General features: G+C 34.4%; 15 protein-coding genes and 1 pseudogene. 7 read left to right on the top strand and 9 right to left on the bottom strand.

The genetic code is table 11. The features are described 5' to 3' along the window. Positions 1-104: 104 nt before the first annotated feature. The 3 genes from LO754_RS06655 to LO754_RS06645 all read right to left on the bottom strand — a co-directional run bounded on the left by LO754_RS06655 (position 105) and on the right by LO754_RS06645 (position 2,637). Positions 105-704, bottom strand: coding sequence for a TetR/AcrR family transcriptional regulator (locus LO754_RS06655; protein ID WP_231785846.1), 600 nt, complete (start codon positions 702-704; stop codon positions 105-107). A 296-nt stretch (positions 705-1,000) separates the two neighbouring features. Beyond that, the gene (locus tag LO754_RS06650) at positions 1,001-1,657 is read right to left on the bottom strand and encodes an MBL fold metallo-hydrolase (RefSeq protein WP_024362415.1); all 657 of its coding nucleotides are present in this window, start codon (positions 1,655-1,657) and stop codon (positions 1,001-1,003) included. A 47-nt stretch (positions 1,658-1,704) separates the two neighbouring features. Further along, positions 1,705-2,637 carry a DMT family transporter gene (locus LO754_RS06645; protein ID WP_024362416.1) on the bottom strand — a complete coding sequence of 311 codons (933 nt, stop codon included), beginning with the start codon at positions 2,635-2,637 and terminating at the stop codon, positions 1,705-1,707. A 177-nt stretch (positions 2,638-2,814) separates the two neighbouring features. Between LO754_RS06645 and LO754_RS06640 the strand changes: the two are divergent. Continuing rightward, positions 2,815-4,166 (top strand): annotated as a pseudogene (locus tag LO754_RS06640) (aminotransferase-like domain-containing protein). Between the two features lie 255 nt (positions 4,167-4,421). Here LO754_RS06640 and LO754_RS06635 read toward each other — a convergent pair. After that, positions 4,422-5,015 carry a class I SAM-dependent methyltransferase gene (locus tag LO754_RS06635; protein WP_024362418.1) on the bottom strand — a complete coding sequence of 198 codons (594 nt, stop codon included), beginning with the start codon at positions 5,013-5,015 and terminating at the stop codon, positions 4,422-4,424. 330 nt (positions 5,016-5,345) lie between these two features. On the opposite strand from LO754_RS06635, the gene LO754_RS06630 reads away from it, so the two are divergent. Together LO754_RS06630 and LO754_RS06625 are read left to right on the top strand one after the other, a co-directional pair. Then, entirely contained in the window at positions 5,346-6,674 is a 1,329-nt protein-coding gene (locus LO754_RS06630; protein ID WP_231785845.1) for a c-type cytochrome, read from the top strand. Next, positions 6,671-7,711 carry a cytochrome ubiquinol oxidase subunit I gene (locus LO754_RS06625; RefSeq protein ID WP_231785844.1) on the top strand — a complete coding sequence of 347 codons (1,041 nt, stop codon included), beginning with the start codon at positions 6,671-6,673 and terminating at the stop codon, positions 7,709-7,711. Before LO754_RS06630 ends, LO754_RS06625 begins: the two co-directional genes overlap by 4 nt. 95 nt (positions 7,712-7,806) lie before the next feature. Here the strand turns inward: LO754_RS06625 and LO754_RS06620 are convergent, their stop codons facing one another. Both LO754_RS06620 and LO754_RS06615 read right to left on the bottom strand, forming a co-directional pair. After that, positions 7,807-8,346 (bottom strand): IbrB-like domain-containing protein, encoded by a 540-nt coding sequence (locus LO754_RS06620; protein ID WP_231785843.1) that lies wholly within the window; start codon positions 8,344-8,346, stop codon positions 7,807-7,809. Next, positions 8,336-9,667: a phosphoadenosine phosphosulfate reductase gene (locus LO754_RS06615; RefSeq protein WP_025218983.1), complete on the bottom strand. Its 1,332-nt coding sequence runs from the start codon at positions 9,665-9,667 to the stop codon at positions 8,336-8,338. Before LO754_RS06615 ends, LO754_RS06620 begins: the two co-directional genes overlap by 11 nt. Positions 9,668-10,150: 483 nt before the next feature. Between LO754_RS06615 and LO754_RS06610 the strand changes: the two genes are divergently transcribed. Beyond that, the gene (locus LO754_RS06610; RefSeq protein WP_025218982.1) at positions 10,151-10,792 is read left to right on the top strand and encodes a TetR/AcrR family transcriptional regulator; all 642 of its coding nucleotides are present in this window, start codon (positions 10,151-10,153) and stop codon (positions 10,790-10,792) included. Further along, entirely contained in the window at positions 10,782-11,456 is a 675-nt protein-coding gene (locus LO754_RS06605; protein WP_231785842.1) for an MBL fold metallo-hydrolase, read from the top strand. Before LO754_RS06610 ends, LO754_RS06605 begins: the two co-directional genes overlap by 11 nt. 467 nt (positions 11,457-11,923) lie before the next feature. Here LO754_RS06605 and LO754_RS06600 read toward each other — a convergent pair whose 3' ends face one another. The 3 genes from LO754_RS06600 to LO754_RS06590 all read right to left on the bottom strand — a co-directional run bounded on the left by LO754_RS06600 (position 11,924) and on the right by LO754_RS06590 (position 14,129). Further along, complete coding sequence (locus tag LO754_RS06600; protein WP_229389027.1) at positions 11,924-12,148, bottom strand: hypothetical protein; 225 nt, start codon at positions 12,146-12,148, stop codon at positions 11,924-11,926. Positions 12,149-12,320: 172 nt separating this feature from the next. Then, positions 12,321-12,596: a hypothetical protein gene (locus tag LO754_RS06595; protein ID WP_231785841.1), complete on the bottom strand. Its 276-nt coding sequence runs from the start codon at positions 12,594-12,596 to the stop codon at positions 12,321-12,323. Between the two features lie 471 nt (positions 12,597-13,067). Next, the gene (locus LO754_RS06590; protein ID WP_231785840.1) at positions 13,068-14,129 is read right to left on the bottom strand and encodes a PepSY domain-containing protein; all 1,062 of its coding nucleotides are present in this window, start codon (positions 14,127-14,129) and stop codon (positions 13,068-13,070) included. A gap of 901 nt (positions 14,130-15,030) precedes the next feature. Here LO754_RS06590 and LO754_RS06585 point away from each other — a divergent pair. Both LO754_RS06585 and LO754_RS06580 read left to right on the top strand, forming a co-directional pair. Beyond that, the gene (locus LO754_RS06585) at positions 15,031-16,641 is read left to right on the top strand and encodes a glycosyl hydrolase family 18 protein (RefSeq protein WP_231785839.1); all 1,611 of its coding nucleotides are present in this window, start codon (positions 15,031-15,033) and stop codon (positions 16,639-16,641) included. A gap of 695 nt (positions 16,642-17,336) precedes the next feature. Next, positions 17,337-18,626 (top strand): hypothetical protein, encoded by a 1,290-nt coding sequence (locus LO754_RS06580; protein ID WP_435892054.1) that lies wholly within the window; start codon positions 17,337-17,339, stop codon positions 18,624-18,626. Positions 18,627-18,691: the final 65 nt, after the last annotated feature.

Genomic DNA, 18,691 nt, shown 5'->3' with positions numbered 1-18,691 from the left:
CCAATTTCATTTCCAATTTTATATTACTGAAAAGTAATATTCAACTATAAAAAAGAAAAATTTAAATTTTCCTTTTTAACTAATGTGCAGTGGATTTGAGAACACTATTTTTCTCTATTTAGCATTCCTTCTATCAGTAAATCGACAATATCCGTTGCTATTTCTTGTGGTTGTTTTTTCTGTGGTAGTAATTGAATGAATGTTAATCGTTCAATTATGCCTATTAAGCACTCTGCCACTGTTTGCGTATCTAAATCTTTCCGAAAGTAACCTGCATCTACTTCAAAATCCAGATTGTCTTTTATTTGCTTGACCATTTGCGCTTTTATTTCATCTGCCTTTGATGATAAATAAAACCCAATACGTGTTAAATTAGGGTTTTTAGAAAAAAACACCAGTAATTCTTTTACGTTATATATAATACGCTCTTTTACTGTTGCTTGCTCCAATGCAGGCTGTAAGCGGCTTTTTTTGGCAAAATCAATCATGCGTAAGCGAAATAAATTTTCTAATTCTTCGAAAATAGCATCCTTATTTTTAAAATACAAATAAAAAGTGGGTTGACTTAATGAAGCAGCTTTAACAATCGAACTCACTTTTGTATCATGATATCCATGTTGTGCAAATTCATTTGCTGCGATTTCAAGAAGTAGTGCCCGACTTTCTTCACCACTAGCGCCTTTAGGTCTTCCTCTTTCTCCCATTCAAAACACTCCTACATAAAAATTACTACTAGTCCCACATCTACATTTCATTATAATGTATATGTAGTTACAATTTCTAAACGAACAATCAAAAATTTACTGATACTATACATGAAAGTGATCACTTAGGCAAATACTTTTCCATTCATTCAATTACTTTATTTTGCGACCTTTTATCGCACATCAACATTGTGACACACTATTGGCAAAAGTATAACAAATACACCTCGTAAAAATTAGACATGAAATCTATCTTTTACGAGGTTGTCTTTTGTTTGGCTCACCATCTTTTTTTACTATTGAAATTTTAAAATCTGCTCATTACTATTTGCCAGACTTAATCCGCCGTGGTAACAAACTACGGATTCTATGTCTAGATTTATATATTTCTTTAATGATTGGCGAGCAGCCTCTATATTTAAAGTAGTTGGAAGATGAACTCCCTGCAGTACACCGTTTACACTATACATCGAATCCCCTGCAACAAGTGTTTTACTTTGCCTCAAATATAGACTAATGTGACCTGGGGTATGTCCTGGCGTATGGATTACGAGAATTCCCCCACAATATGGCAGCTCTTGACCGTCATGTAACGTCTCATCTACTCTTCCCTTCGGTGGATTCGCTATATGCCCATCTTTCAGAAGTGGAAAATCCCCTTGAATATAAGGTTTATCTAGCTCATGCGCGTATACTTTCATATTACTTCCATCGTTTTGTAATATGTCAGGTAGGTTCCCTATATGATCTATATCCTGATGTGTCAAAATCACAACTTGTATATTGTCAAAAGCCACGCCTATCTTATCTATTGCTACGCGCAAATCTTCCATTTGTCCAGGAAATCCAGTGTCTATTAAAACGGCCATGTCTTGATCCCATAAAAGCGTGGGATAGATCATGGTCCCATTAAATTCAAGCTCCAAAACCTCCACTCCTTTAGAAACTTGCATAACTTTGCCTCCTTGACAATTCGATTTTTTAATAAGATTTTCTTACATTAGAAAATCTTTTGCTTAATAACATGCTGCAAAGTCCCTTTCTGCCAGAGTAACTTCTTCAATGTTTCGTAATTGACTAGAACCGTTCCAACAATAATCGTCAAAGTACCTATGCCAGTTAACCAAGATAGATATTCTTGATAAAAAATAACACCTAATACTACAGCGATTAAGGGAGAAATATACAGCCATGTAGAAGGAAAAATTGGATTTGTCCGTGAAACAAGCCAATAATAAATGCTATGCCCAATCATTGAACCTACAATAATTAAATAAAGAAGGGAGCCCATTGAAGCGAGATTTAACAGATTGTTAAACTGAATGTTCTCGGTAAAAAACGATAAAATAATTAATAGCATCCCGCCATACATCATTTGCACTGCATTTAAGGCAATTGGTGATGTCGTTTCAAATTTTTGGATAACATGTTTCGTATAAATTGTTCCTATTGCATAAAATAGCTCACCTACTATGATGGCGAGACAACCAACCATCCAGAAGGTACTTATTTCAATTGAAAAACTAGGTATAATCAACAGTGTGACACCAATAACCCCGACAACACAACCGATCAATGATTGACGATTTCCTTGTTGTTTCAATACCAATGTTTGAATAATGATAATCATCATCGGACCCGTAGCAGATAAAACAGCTGCAATTCCTGATGTCACGTACTGTTCTGCCCAGTATAATGCGGCAAACGTTCCAAAAGTCAAACATACCCCTGTAAAAAACATCTCTTTCCGCCATAATAACCGGATTGTCGTTTTTTCTCTCCAAACCATAAAACTAAATAGCAGCAAACCAGCAATGAAAAAACGAAGCCCAGCTGATAAAAATGGAGGTACCCCTGCATCAACACCAATTTTAATCGCTAAAAAAGTCGTACCAAAAATCAAACACATAAAAATATAATTAATCATCACCATATCAATCTCCTCCTTTTTTCTATCATAAAAGAAGGAACGTAGAACAGATTGAAAAAGATAGAACAGATTAACATCGTTCGTGATACAATCTTTTTGAATAGGAGGAATCCAAGTGGACAAAGCGATTGAACATAAAGATTATCTTTTAAGAAAGTATATGATTATGTACTACACCGTATAGAACGCAACGAATGGAAAGAACATGAAAAGATTCCCTCCGTCCGCCAATTAGCTTCTGAAATGAATGTTCATCGATTAACGGTCTTAAAGGCTTATCAATTATTAAAAAAGCATGACAAAGTTTATGTAAAAGATAAAGCAGGCTATTTTGTCCAATCAATCGAAACAAAACATCTTGAAAATCTAAATCAAAGCAATCCGATTGTTTCTGCATACTTACAAAAAAATCATTTATCTGAAATCCATCAGCCAGCTGTTTCCTATCAATTTTCGCAGGCGTTAATTGATCCCAACCTTTACCTAATCATTATTTTTCAGATTACGTAAAAAAAGTGTTTGATCTTTATCCAAAAGTACTTGCAACTTACTCAACTGTGCAAGGTGATTTAGAACTACGTGAAACACTCACACAGTATTTTATCAACCAGTATAAAACACATATTAGTGCAGATGAGTTGCTCATTACTTCTGGCTCACAGCAAGCGATTCACCTTATAGCCCAAACTTTTATTAAGCCTAGAGACGTCGTTTTATTTGAACGTCCAAGCTATAGTGCTGCGATTGATATTTTTAAAGCACAGGGAGCCCAGATTGTTACGGTGGATATTCATCCAAAAGGGTACGATTTACAACAACTTGAATTATATATTAAGCAATATAAACCGCGATTATTTTATCTCAATCCGACATTTCATAATCCGACTGGCTATACTGTTCCTATTGAGCAGCGCAAAAAATTAGTAGAATTAGCTGAACAATATCGACTGTTATTAATTGAAGATGATGCTTATCACGACATATATTTTGATGAACCCCCTCCACCACCCATTTATACCTATGATAGTGCTGGGACAGTCATTTATATCCGAAGTTTTTGCAAATATATTTCACCTGGTTTAAGAATTGCGACTGTTATTTGTCAATCATCATTAATGAACGCATTGCTAACAACTAAATCGTTAGCGGATAATGGCTCACCACTTCTCAATCAAAAAATTTTTCTCCATTACTTTTCATCTCTAAGATTGCAACAACACTTGGAGAAAATTCGAATTGCTCTTCAAATTCGAAAGGAAATCATGGAGGAAGAGCTAGCCATAACAGATTGGCGATGGACCAGTCCAAAAGGCGGTTTGAATTTATGGGTACAGCTTCCAAATAATTTTCCAACTGAATTATTATTAAGCAAAAGTTTCGAACAAAATATTTCCTTTGTGCCAGGACAAGTTTGTGATCCATTAAAACAATTATCTTCTTGGATTCGTTTAAGCTATTCTTACGCAAATGAAAAACAATTAAAAGAAGGGCTAAAAAGGTTTGTAGCAGTGGCACAATCACTTTCTAAGTGAGCTGCCATACAACAAAAGTGTTAGATTGACTGCAATCAATCTAACACTTTTTTGTTATGTCGTTGATGTCACCAAAGGCTCCGTTACCGACAACTAGTTTTTCATTCTATTTTTTGCAAAAGCAAAATACACGAACATTATTTCTCTGTTTCTTAAAACTTATTCGCATTGGCCCAGCCTCGATACGATAGACAAAGAAAGTTCAAGTTATTTCTCGTATGTCATTTGTCTTTTTCTTCTCATATACCATACAGATTATTTTTCTACTATTACTTGTATGACACGGCGGGTACTTGTTTGAATCGACGTATCATATTGTTCTACTTCCCCCGTAAAGTAATGTTTTAATTTATAACGACGAGCCCATCTTAAGATATTCTCCGCATTATATAAATGAGACATATCTTTTGGTCCCCCCGTATTGTATAAAAGCTGTGCGTATTCATATACCTCAAACATAAATACACCGTTTAGTTTTAAAGAGTTCATAATTTTATCAAGTACTACTAATTGGAAGCTATGAGGAAAATGCCCAAAAACCATTATTGCGCCATCATAGTTTTCTTTAGGCAGTTTGTACTCTATTAATTCTACCCTTTTTGTGTCGATCGTTACGCCATTCATATTTGCCAGTAATTGAACTTTAGCTAGTCCTTGTGAAGTAGAATTATAAACCGTTACCTTATATCCTAGTTTTGCTAAAAATACTGCATTCGCTCCCTCATTTTCTTCATACGCAGCAATTTTGGCATGCTTTGGGAAATAATGTACAGAAGACTTAATAAATCGATTCGCTTCCGTTCCATACACATATAGTGGTGGACTCTCTTGTTCACGCCCCATGCTCATACCCTTCCCCCCATTTATACGTAAAACGATTCCAGTATTTTAAACTGATGTTTTTATTACCATCATTATAAAAAACAATTGAGAAATTCTAATGAATTTTAGTAACAAAAAAGTAAATTTCATTTAAAGTCGATATTTTGCTCTCAACAATTAGCTTCTATTGCGTGAAATCAAGAGAAATCGGACAAACCATTTCTACGTTATACATACTATTTTGACAAACTAATGAAGTTTAGTTGCTTTGGATTTCACATATTACTCATCTGCGTTTCAAATCTATTTAGTATGATATGCGTTGAATGTCATTAAAAACAGAAAGGAAGAGGAACTATGAATTTTCCATCGGTCGATTATACTTGGTTTGGCAACGGCACTGTCATTGCTCTTATTGCCATTATTCATGTAATTATTAGCCATGGCGTGGCAATTGGAACCTCTGTTTTAGTTGTATCTACTGAGTATAGAGCCATGAAAAGAAAGAACCAAGCATTAGATCAAGTAGCAAAAACAATGTTGAAATGGGTATTAATCATTACTACAACTATGGGAGCTATGACTGGAGTAGGGATTTGGTTTTCAACAACCGTCATACAACCGGACTCAATTTCTTCTTTACTACGCATTTTCTTTTGGGCATGGGTTGTGGAATGGGGCGCATTTATTTCTGAAGTGATTATTCTTATTGTCTATTACTATACATGGGATAAATGGAAAGAGGGCGAACGTAAACGAAAGCATATTATGTTGGGTGTCGCACTTAGTATTGCTTCATGGGTAACGATGGTAATCATTACAGGTGTCTTAGCCGCAAAATTAACGCCGGGACGTTGGATTGACACATTTTCATTTTGGAATGCATTTCTCAACCCAACTTACTTCCCTTCACTCGGATTCCGTATGTTTTTAGCAATAATGCTAGCTATCTCGTTAGTATCATTTTTCATTCGTTGGCGCATTAAAGATAAAGCGTTACGAACAGAAGTTTTTCGAGTGTTTGCATTCTGGGGTGCTATCGCCTTACCACTAACTTTTATTACGGGATTATGGTATTTATGGGCCATCCCAACTGAAGCATATAACATGATTGTTTGGTCGACAGGCATGTCTGAGGTCATTTTCAAAAGTCTCAATATTTTAGGTTTTAGTATCCTTCTTATTTTCTTAGTATGGCTCGTTAAAAGTCCAAAAAACGTTCCGTGGATGCTATCAATCGCTGTCATGTTTTCTTCAATCGGTTTTATTGGGGAATTTGAAGTTGTAAGAGAGAGCGTTAGAAAACCATACATTATTTATAATTATATGTACGCAAACGGAATGTTAGCAAAAGATGAAGAAACACTGAAAAAAGAAGGTTATCTAGCAAATGCAACATGGGCAAAAGAAAAAGAAGTTACTGACAACAATATGGTGGAAGCTGGTCGAGACGTTTTCGTTGGTCAATGTATTACTTGTCATACGATTGATGGATGGCGAGATACACGAGCTTTAGCTACTAGAATGAAAGGTTGGGATAAGGAAGCCATTATGTCCTTTATTCCTAATATGCATTATGCACAAGTAGCGATGCCACCATTTATGGGGACAGAAGAAGAGATTGAAGCATTAGCCACTTATATTGTAACAGAATTGGAAAATGATAAAGAGGTGACCCAAAAATGAAGCATCTAGTTTTTGCATTAATTTCTTCTGATAACCCTTTACCGATTCCTGCACCCATTGGTTTACTAGAAATTTTGATTGTCTTAACATTTATTCTTCATATTATTTTTGTGAATTTTACTATTTCATTGACTGCAGGTGCTGTTGGGCTAGAAATTACGGGGATAATGAAAAAAAATAGTTTATTTGATAAAATGGCACAAATTTGTTCCTTCCATGCTTCAATACATAAGAGTATTGCAGTTGTTTTAGGTGTTGGTCCATTATTAATTGTAAGTGTCTTATATACACAATATTTTTATTCTTCCACAATTTTAATAGGGAAGGCTTGGATGAGTTTATTAATCCTACTCATTGCTGCATTCCTTTTGTTATACATTTATAAGTTCACTTGGGTTAAATTCCAAACAAACAAATTATTGCATTTGAGTATTGGCCTATTAGCCATGTTAATTTTGTTTTTTGTCCCTCTTATTTTTATTGTCAATGTCACTTCCATGTTATATCCGGATCGTTGGGGAGAAGCAAATGGTTTTTTTGAAAGCTTATTTTACTATCCTCAAATTTGGCAACGTTACCTACATTTTATGCTCGCGAGTTTAGCAACAGGTGGCTTTTATATGTTTGTCTATTTTGCTTATTTGAAACGAAAGCAGAAGAAACTTGAGCAACATGAACAAGCATTAAAACTTTTTGGTGCCAAAGTAGGCTTTTGGGTTACAATTACACAGTTAGTAACTGGTTTTTTATTATTATTTTCTTTCAATACGAATATTCGTATGCTTTATTTAGGCGAAGATTTATTGTTAACTTCTTTACTTATTATTTCTATTGTCTTAACAGTCATCCTTTGTATGCTACTCTATGCAGCAGGCTATAAGGATTCTGCTAATTCTTTTCTCGCCTCTATTCTGGTCTTCATATTAGTTATTGGTATTATGGGCTGGATGCGTCATGAATTGAGAGAAGCCTATTTATCACCTTATCTCGATGAACATCCACGAACAGAGGAGCGATTAGAGTCTACGTTGAAATAGAAATATAGACCGCAAGGAACACCGTAGACAAAGTCGATTTATTCGACTTTGTCTATTCAATATATAGTGATTACGTTTTAAACACTCGTAACTTACTATTCTTCTTGCAGCAGAAACTCTTCCTCATCTGGTTCCCACGCTTGACCAAATGAATGATCTTTAAATAGTGCTGCAAGTCCTGTAATCTGCTTCAGTCGTAATATTTCATCGCGATCCATCCCCAAATGCTTTGCAATCCATGCATCAGAGCGCCCCAGTTCGTGTAGTTCTTTCACGATGTTACTCATTAAATCTACATTATGGCTTCCTCTAGCACGGTTATGTCGTATGGTACTTGCTATTCGCTGATCAATCGGCTTATCTATGATAGATACAGGTAGCATACCTCCTTCACGCTCATAGATATCTGAAAACTCCTTCATAATTCGATAACGATGAAACCCACCCACAATAATATAGTTATCCTCTTCCTTGTTATGATAACAAACGATGGGCATTGTATAGCCGTCATTTTTAATACTATCGTACAACAGTTTCATCTCGGGTGGCGCAACGGCATTCGGATTATAATCATTCGGTAAGATTTTTTCGAAAGGGATTGGGTAAATTTGATAAACTGGACTCTTACTCTTCACTATCCATATCCTCCAAACTTCTATATTTTTTTTTGATATAGTCAAGTTGGGATTGTTGTTGACGTGTTAAACCATATCCCATAAATCGGCAAATATGATCATTCTTCAAAATACAGAAACACATCCGTTTCCAACTTGGAATATCCTTAGTTGACTTGATATCATCCGTATCATCTGGTATTTTTTGCAAAAAAATGATGCGCGAATTCTTAAACGTCGTATAGTTAGACACGCCATTCCTTTTAATTTTATAACCATTTTCTTCCAATTCTCGAATTGTTTCTTCTTCGAGTCCACCACCAACTGTATGCCAAAATTCAATGGATTTATTAAATTTCTTAATATAATTATTCCGTAGTTGTAAAGGCAAAGTCTGCAATAAAAATTGCGTATAGGACTTCCATGTATGCCCTTCTGGAAGTGTGACTGTCCGATATCCCATGGCTTTTGTCTTTGCATATATCTGCGTAAAATTAGCACCTTGTACTCTTCCTACTAACTTCACCCAAATTTGTGGATCAAGAATTCGGTAGAGGTTCAAGGAATCTTTAGCATAATCTTGAAACGGGGAGGCAACACGCATTTGAGAAGCTGTTAATCCAGCCTTATAATACAAGTCATAAAGTGGATTATAATCATAGTTGAAAGCATAATAGGCATGCCAAACATCTTCAACAGACCAGTCGTAAAGCGGTGAAGCTGTCCAAACATCCTTAAACTGTTGTGTAATCCAGCACTGTTCTTTATAACCATACTTCTTATTTACAAATCCACTATACCGTTGCAGAGACTCGTCTGCGCGAATTCCTAGTAAGCAGACCGTTTTCTTCCCTCCATGTGACTGTCGATACCATCGGCCAAATTGCTTTGCCAAATCTTCCTGATGCATCTTATAACGGTAAGTATGTATTGGATTATTCTCAAGATTAATGACATAGTCGTATTTCGGCATTGCTCTGACCCAACTATCTTTCTTACTATCATCCCATGGATACCAGTACATTTCGTAACTACTTAAAGCCGTTCGAGTAGCCATCGGCAAGCATACCCAATAACGCTCCACTCTATCTGTCAAGCGTTCAAATGTTTTTTCTACATATTCTGTCGTTACACTATATTGCGCTTCAAAATCCTGATGAAATACGCCAATTATCTGATGTGGATAATAAGTATCTCTAAAATCCATCAAAAGATTCAACAATAGACCGCTGTCCTTCCCACCAGAAAACGAAAGATAGATGACATCAAATTCACTAAAGATAAAATGCAACCGCTCCTGTAATGCTTGGTATACATTTTTTTGAAGATAATTTCTCCGCACACATACCTCTCCTTGTCATTTTAAACAATGTCCTTAAAATCAACAAAAAAACAGCTATGCAACTGTGTTAGATCAGTCGATACCTGTCTTTTTCTTTCAAAACTAATCCTTCACATAGCTTTAATAGCAACTGTTTAATCCGTCAATAGATTACCATTATTGCTAGACCAGCCCTATTTTTAGCAACAACAGCTTGTTAAAAACAGTGATATTTCTTCGAATACCGATAAATTATGTACAAAGTTAGTATAAAAAATTTTCTATTGAGTGAAAAGCATCTTTTTTTCGAAAATTTCGTGAACTAATTGTACTTTGGTTTAGGTCTTATCTCTTACATTAAAACATTGTTTGTTTTGTTAGAAGAAAGTAATTAAAGATAATCAGGCAACGATAACTATTCCGTTTCTTAAAATAATTGACACCAAAGTAACCAATGGTTATTATATAACCATTGGTTACTTTATAAGGGAAGTAGGTAATTTAGTGAAGAATAAACAGGCGGAACGATCAGAAGAAACAAAAAGGCAAATAGTAACATCCGCGGGAAGATTATTTTCCGAAAAAGGATACGATTCTGTGACAATACGTGCAATTGCAAAGGATGCTGGTTGTTCTCATACAACCATTTATCTTTACTTTAAAGACAAGGAGGAATTATTACATCACCTTTCTATGCCTCCTTTGCAGGAACTACATCAACAATTTTTGTATCTTTCGAACTTAAGTACATTATCTTCAGAAGACAAATTGAAACAAATCAGTCTTGAATATATTCAATTTTGTCTACAGAATCGAAATTTGTATGATATTTTCTTCAATACAAAGTCAACAAGGGTAGATGAAGACAATCCAAAACTTGAGATTAATAGACTGCGGATTGAGCTCTTTGACATAATGAAGAAATTAATTCAGGAATGTCTTGCTATATCAAACGAAAATCAATTATTAGCTTTTTCTCGAATTTATTTCTTCAACCTAAATGGGATTTTAAGCACTTACTCGTATCAACATGAACCTCTTAATGTTCTAATAGAAAGATTAAATCCAACATTTAATCTTTCTATAGAAATTCTTCTTTTAGGCATTAAAGAAAAATTAAAAAGGGGAAATGAAAATGAAAGCTGAACAAATCTCCGACCATATCTGGAGTCTAAAAACGTGGATGATTGTTCCGATACATGTGTGGATAGTTATTGAGGAGGATGGGGTCACTTTAGTAGATGCGGGAATGCCGATGATGGCAAAGGGCATTATAAAATTTATTCAACAGCTAAATGCAGGCCTTTTGAAAAGGATTCTCTTAACGCACGGACACTCCGATCATGTTGGAGCAATAAAGGGAATACTGGCTCAAAGTAAAGTACCCGTATTCGCACACGCTACAGAAATACCATATATGGAAGGTAAGGTTCTATATCCAAAAAGGAAGAAACTTGAAAACAACATCCCTAAACAATTAGCTCAGCCTCTTCTAGAGCGTACGCATGGAACGTTACAAACAATTGCTGGACTTACACCTTATTTAACACCTGGTCATTCTCCAGGACACGTAGTTTATTACCATGAAAAAGACCAAGTCCTGCTAGCTGGTGATCTTTTCAACTCTAAAAAAGGGAAATTTCGTCCACCAATGTTTACCCCTTATATGGAGGAAGCATTACAAAGTAGTTTAATTGTAAAAGAATTAAAACCTGAGCGAGTAGAAGTGTGTCATGGCAGCACCGTATTTCTTCCAGCAGAGCAACTAGATGAATATGTTCGACAAACGAGAAGAAAATTAGAGAGCTAGTTTTAGTGTGAGAAGGATAATGCCTTGACTATAGGACGGGTATTTCCTTCTCTTTTGAATGAATAGGCTAGACTCCTATACTTCTCATTTGCAATTGAATTTGCCCATGTATCAGCCTCATATAGAGAATTAATAATAACTCTTCGACATTCCATCCACACTTACACAGGCGTTCAGACTACAAATGCGATGAACTTGACACAAAAAATTGTACCGGATATAAAAGAAAACGATAGCCAATGATGTTCCTCCTGGCAACCGTTTAAACTTTAATACACTATTTTCTATTTAAATATACAACAACGAATAAAACAATTAGTGCTAAGAAGTTTGTAACCGGCACCCATTCATTCTGATTCTTCCAAATTACTAAATATCCAAAATATATATTTAATGCAAATATAGGAATGAAAAATAATATAATAAGATAATGTTTTTTCATTATAACACCCCGCCTCATTTCCTTATTATTGAGACGTAATATTATAAATTGTTGCCCAAGTCATATCTACGATAACACCGCTACCTTTATTATTAGCATTTAAACGCTCCGAAAGTAGCCAGAAGTAACCAGACGTCAGTCCAGAAATAGCACCAACAGCAAGCAAAGGAGGGAACCAAACCCCAAGAGCAGTAAGACTCGTTGTCGTTATCGCGCCACCTGCTGCAATTGTACCTGCATCAGAACTCACTTTAGCCGTATCACAACTATTTAACTTTGTTTTATAACCCCACCAGAAATATTCAGGCGAAGTAGTTACACCTCTACACCTTGTAAATCGTATAAATGTATTGTTTTGATTTTCATTATTATTTGATAGTCTCTGGATAGTTAAATCTGATGCTACACTAATCGCATTTAATTTAACCTGCTGATTTAAAAAATAAAATACTCTTGTTGTATTTAATTAATATAGAATCAATTCCAGCTTCACTTGCACCGTTTTCATTAAGGACGAAAAAACCATCTTCGACATGGACAAAAGGCTTTAACGATAGAATATCTTCAAAAGTATAATCTTTAAAGTCCTCTATACTCTCCTTTTCTATTACAGAAGGTCCATAACTTTGAGCAGCTGCTGGATTTACAGTAGGAAGCAAAAAAATTGTTAGTAATGCTAAAATAAATATTTTACGCAATTTCAATTCCTCCATTCTTGTAAATAAATATTTTGTTATTATTATAAAATGGAGTACAACATGGGAAAAGTTAAATTAATTGAAAATTCAGTGAATTAAATTTATTCCATAATTAAAAAAGATTTACACTATAGTAAGTAACCTTAACTCGAGTGTTGCTAACTTTAACTAACTTGTTACTTTATTATTTTACAACATGTAACTAGTCCACAGTTATCTAGATAATAAAACTTGATTCTCTCGTGCTTTTTTAAACGAACTTTTAAATCAAAAATTTTACTATTTATCTACCCTCTTTTCTCTTCATTTTATAAAGAATAATTTTTTACCAGAATTTTCTTTTTAGATATTTTTATTATTCGGATAACGGTATAAAGTTATAAGTATGAAGTATGACTAAGAAATAATTATGAAAGAGTGACCCCAAACAGTCACATTTGAGGTCACTCTTTTTAGCAGTTATGTCGAAATTTAATCATCATAGTCACTTTGAAGCTTTAGAATTGTACCTGTTATTGCATCTATCTCGATATCGTATTCTATACGACCATTTTGTATTTCGATCTCATAAATAGCAATTCCATCATCATAGTCCAACTCTACCTTTGTAACATTACCTGAAACCTTTTCCTTTGCTATTGCAATTGCCTTGTCTTGAGATATGAATTGAGCTGATGAAGGTTTTGAAGGTATAGTATAGTTTAGATCTGACATTGTATCACTCGTTGTATTGAGTGTATAAACATTTAAAGCAACAGATGAAATATTAGTAATATTAGCGTAATTTAATCTATAAAAAAACGTTACCAATTGCTTTCTAGTCAGCACATTTTCTGAACCAAAATATTTTTGAATATTGATATTTTGATATTCATTATTTTGCCCTGTCGTTATTTTATTTTGTAATAAGTATTGGATAGATTCATTCAAATTATTACTTCCATTGGCTAAATAAGCAATTGCTTGTGCAACAATACCTCTATTCACGGCCATATCTTTCAACTTAGTATCGTTATATCCGTTTAATGGAACCCCATACTTAGCTAAAATATTATAATTTAATTCCGTTTCTGAAACGTTGCCATTGCTCTTATTATCTAGCTTAAAATAATTCACCAGTATTTTTGCGAACTGTCTTTCTGTTACAATATTATTCGGTCTAAAAGTCCCGTCTTTATAACCATTTATTAAACCAATTTTTCTAGCCCAATAAATAGGCAAATTATTAGGATCATTGACATCTACATCTATAAAGTAATTATTAACCTCACGTTCTGTAACCCGTATCTGACCTGTATTAGCATCAACATCCATTTCAACTTTTTCTGTATTCGTTAGAACAGTGATTTCGAAATGGGATTCATCATTATCAAAACTCGCTTCAATTACCTGCCCCCCAAATTTCTTAATAGCAATTTCTTTTGCTGTTTCTAGTGTAATGTTCGACGTAGAAGCAGAAGCCTTCTCTTTTACAATGCCAATTAGACAAAACAAAGTAAAAAATACAACAAGTACTGTTTGAATATTTTTCAAAATAAAGTCCTCCAAATTTAATTTTTCATTGTAACTATGAATTAAAATTTCCAACCTACTGTTGTCATTTCTAGAACTTGATATTAGATACAAACCATAAAAATTGCGGCAGTTGGCTTAATCATTATGGTAATCTAGAAATATTTTAATATCCCCTATCTATTTCAATTTATCTATTAGTCTTGATTTTGCATCAATCTCCATCTCATATTGCAATTAAGTCTTGATTGATATAAAGTAACAACCCCTTTATGAGATACCCCCTGCACCTATCCACCGGGTCCAAAACTTGGATAATAAGAATAAATAAACCTATTATACTAAGTATAATTCAGAACAGAAGTGAATTGAAGAATTAAATCATTACAATTTTTTAACAGGTATTCCTGAAAATTTTACACACAACTACAAAATAACTTGACTAATTACGCCCTTGATTTGTCATGTCGACTAACTCTGATTATCGTTCATATTTACTTCCAATAAACCAAACTGATTGGTTAATTTCATCAAAAAAACTTTTGTGACACCTAATAAAGTCCTCTGATCCTAAAAGCATAAAATACTGTAAAAAGAACCTATTCTATAGTAACAATTATTTACTTCCAGCACTTGCTTGCACTGTATTTTTCAATTACTACCTGCCAACCGTAGTTACCTTTATTGATTTAATTTACATTTTTGTTCAGAATGTTTATTAATAACTCTACGCAAAAGTAAATTTACTTTCAAATGGTAAAACATTCTCAAAAATAGCCTGCCCAAAAGCAATGATTATATTTAACCCTTCATATCATAAATTTACAAAACAACTCAATGAAACCATATTTTAATAATTGATAACGTTTACTAAAGTAATAGATAATAAAGTGGATAAAATCTATTACAAAGGAAGAAAGTAATGAAGAATCCATTAAAAAAATATTTGATAATACCAGCTATGCTCACTACTTTATTAGCTACACCGTTTAGTGCTAATGCCTCAGAGAGTGATATACATATGTCCTATTTATATAGCGGAAATACAAGCTCTTTCATAAAAAATATAGATATGACCCAAGGTGCGTTAAATACGGCAACACCTAACTTTTTTAATTTAAATGCTGATGGTAGTTTGCGTGCTACGATTGATAAAAGTTTAGTCGATGCAATGCATAATAGAGGATTAAAAGTTGTGCCATTCATTTCTAATCATTGGGACCGTAAATTGGCACAAATCGCAATGACAAATCGAGAAATATTGTCTACTCAAATCGTCAATTCTGTTGTGAAAAATAATTTAGATGGCGTCGATATTGATATAGAAAATTTAAACTATACAAATAAAGAAGAGTTTACAGATTTCATTCGATTATTACGTGAAAAAATGCCTAATAATAAAACAATATCCATAGCAGTCGCTGCAAATCCATATGGGTGGACAACAGGTTGGCATGGTTCTTATGATTACACGAAACTAAGTGAGTATAGCGATTATTTAATGCTGATGGCGTATGATGAAAGCTATAATGGTGGTTCAGTTGGTCCTGTCGCAAGTTTATCATTTGTTGAAAATTCGATTAAATATTTATTAGATAAAGGGATTCATCCAAATAAAATAGTATTAGGGCTTCCTTTTTATGGACGAATTTGGAAAGATGATGTGGAAATTGGAGGAGACGGCATTGCTAATAATGCCATCCAATCTATTGTGAATAGCCATAATGGAAAATTTTATTTTGATAATACTTCAAAATCAGCATTTGCCAAATTTACAGTAAAAAGCAGTGACTCTCCTACTTATATTGGTGGCAAAAAGCTAGTACCAGGAAATTACACGATATGGTACGAAAATGATTTATCTTTAAAATATAAGTTAAGACTTGTAGAGAAATATCAGTTAAGAGGAACAGGTAGCTGGGAGTTAACTCAAGCGGATAATGGTATTTGGAAATTTTATTCTTCTTGGGCAAACGGGGAACATAACTTTATAGATACGGAAAATCATTGGGCAGAACAGGATATTATGGCACTTTATCGAAAAGGCTGGATTAGCGGCAAAAACGAATACACTTATGATCCAAATGGTAATTTAACAAGAGCTCAGGCTACTGCTATCCTTATTAATGCCATCGGTTTAGACACAACAAACGAAACTGTACCTAATTATTTCAAGGATGTGCCAGCAAATCATTGGGCAAAACGTGCTATTGAAATTGCCTATAAGTATCATATTGTGAATGGAACAAATGAAAACATTTTCGATCCAAATGCCAATATCACAAGAGCACAATTAGCAGGTATATTATCGAGAGTATTAAATTATCCATTACCTACGGATGAGTCCAGTTTTTATGATGTTCCAAAAGATTTCTGGGCATATGCGGATATTTTAAAATTAAGTAGTAAAGGGATTATTAAGGGAAGAGAAGATGGAGGATTTTATCCATTTAATCATGTCACGAGAGGTCAAATGGCAGCGATGGTAAACCGCGCAAGTGCAGACTTAGAAAAGTATGCAGTAAAAAAATAAATTCTTTCACAATAGTTAATAATAACTCAACTAGTTTAAATAAAATAGCTAATCAACAAAAATGAGGAGTTATAAAACGAATTGTACATCGATGGTTTCTTACATCATAACTTGTTTATAATGTCGCACATATAATAAAAATGTACATTACTAAATTCAATTTTAATAGTGTACATTTTTTATTTTGCTTAATATTTCTACTAATGTTTACCAAAAGGTGTAACATTTACAATAAGCAAAGTTACCAATATATTGTTTATTTATATAATAATCGGTATTAACTTATCACAACGCCAACAGCATATTGGAACATGAATTACAAAAAGGAGTGCCCCCAAAGCTTATCTACTCTCCAGAACCTCATTTACTTATGATACGGTTCACCGTAGTATCACACATTACCCTCTCACAAATGCCACTGGGTTCAACTAATTTAGTTCATTTTTATGTAAAAAAGATTAATGAAAACATTTGTTTTAAAGCAAGACATTCTATTACAATCCAATGACTAATGGCATTATTATAAATTTGATGGAAATAATTTTTAAAATTTTCTATTTTAACCACAATTATTATGAAATGAACCTGCTGTGTATTTTTATCACATCGACTCCCTCCTTTTATTCCCGAAACTAATCACCATCTAAAATTCCTCTCATATTCTATAATTAGACCTATTTTGAGGGGGAAACTATATGGGGATTGAACTTACTTCTCTCCATTGGATTTATGTTGTTTTTATTGTTTTAATTATTGGCTTTATGGTAAAACGTCGGGATACTACCCTCATTTGTATTCTTGGCATTTTCCTACTTGCGATTATCGCTACGGGTGATCTCACCTCGTCTATAAGTGGGGTTTTTAACAGCTTTATTTACGCGATTACGGAGCTGTTATCGACCATTTTGATTATCTCCATTATTGTTGCAATGAGTCGTGTGTTAATAACTTCTGGTATTAATGAGGTCATGGTTGCACCATTTACAAAAATTATTAAAACACCGACACTCGCCTATTGGACGATTGGTATTTTAATGATGATTATTTCTTGGTTTTTCTGGCCCTCTCCTGCTGTAGCATTATTAGGAGCAGTGCTACTACCTGTAGCGATTCGAGCGGGTTTACCAGCGTTGGGCGTAGCCATGGCAATGAACTTATTTGGTCACGGAATTGCTTTATCTAGTGATATTGTGATTCAAGGCGCTCCAAAGTTGACTGCAGATGCAGCAGGTATTCCAGTAGGGGATGTTGTTTCAGCCAGTATTCCGCTTGTTATGACGATGGGTCTTGTGACGACGATAGCTGCTTTTATCTTATTAAAACGTGATATGAAGCGAGGCACTCTTCAGTTAACAACTTCATCTGTAACGAATGATGGTATAGAACAAGTGACAGATGAACATTTGCTTACCCGTGGACAAAAACGATTTTTTGCGATACTTATTCCATTCACCTTTTTGCTCGATGTTATTGCGATGTCGGTATTAAAACTGCAAGGCGGTGACGCTACTGCTCTAATTGGTGGGACAGCTGTCTTTATATTGTTTGTGCTCTGTCTTGTTGCACATAAAAAACAAGGATTTGAGAAATCAACAGATTATTTAATTCAAGGATTCCAATTTGGATTTAAAGTATTTGGACCCGTTATCCCCATTGCAGCTTTCTTCTATCTTGGTGACTCCGGATTCACCAAAATTATCGGTGACTACCTCCCTTCCGCTTCTCATGGCATTGTCAATGATCTTGGTGTCGGCTTAGCCGCCGTTGTACCATTAACGAAAGAAATTGCGGTCGTGACCCTTGCAATCGTAGGTGCCATTACAGGTTTAGACGGCTCGGGATTCTCTGGCATTTCGCTAGCTGGGTCAATAGGTAGCTTATTTGGCAATGCGATTGGAGGAGGTACAGCAACCCTAACCGCACTCGGACAAATCACTGGAATTTGGGTTGGTGGCGGTACACTGTCACCAATGGAAGACATATAAAAAAGGGGCTTCTAATACAAGGCGACAATTTAAAGCAAATGCTGAGGATTTTACAATATAGTTAA

Source organism: Lysinibacillus sp. GJ-1, from assembly GCF_021166035.1.
GTDB classification, from domain to species: domain Bacteria; phylum Bacillota; class Bacilli; order Bacillales_A; family Planococcaceae; genus Lysinibacillus; species Lysinibacillus sphaericus.
The sequence above is the reverse complement of the archived record's forward strand: the minus strand, read 5'-3'. Positions and strand labels throughout refer to the sequence as shown.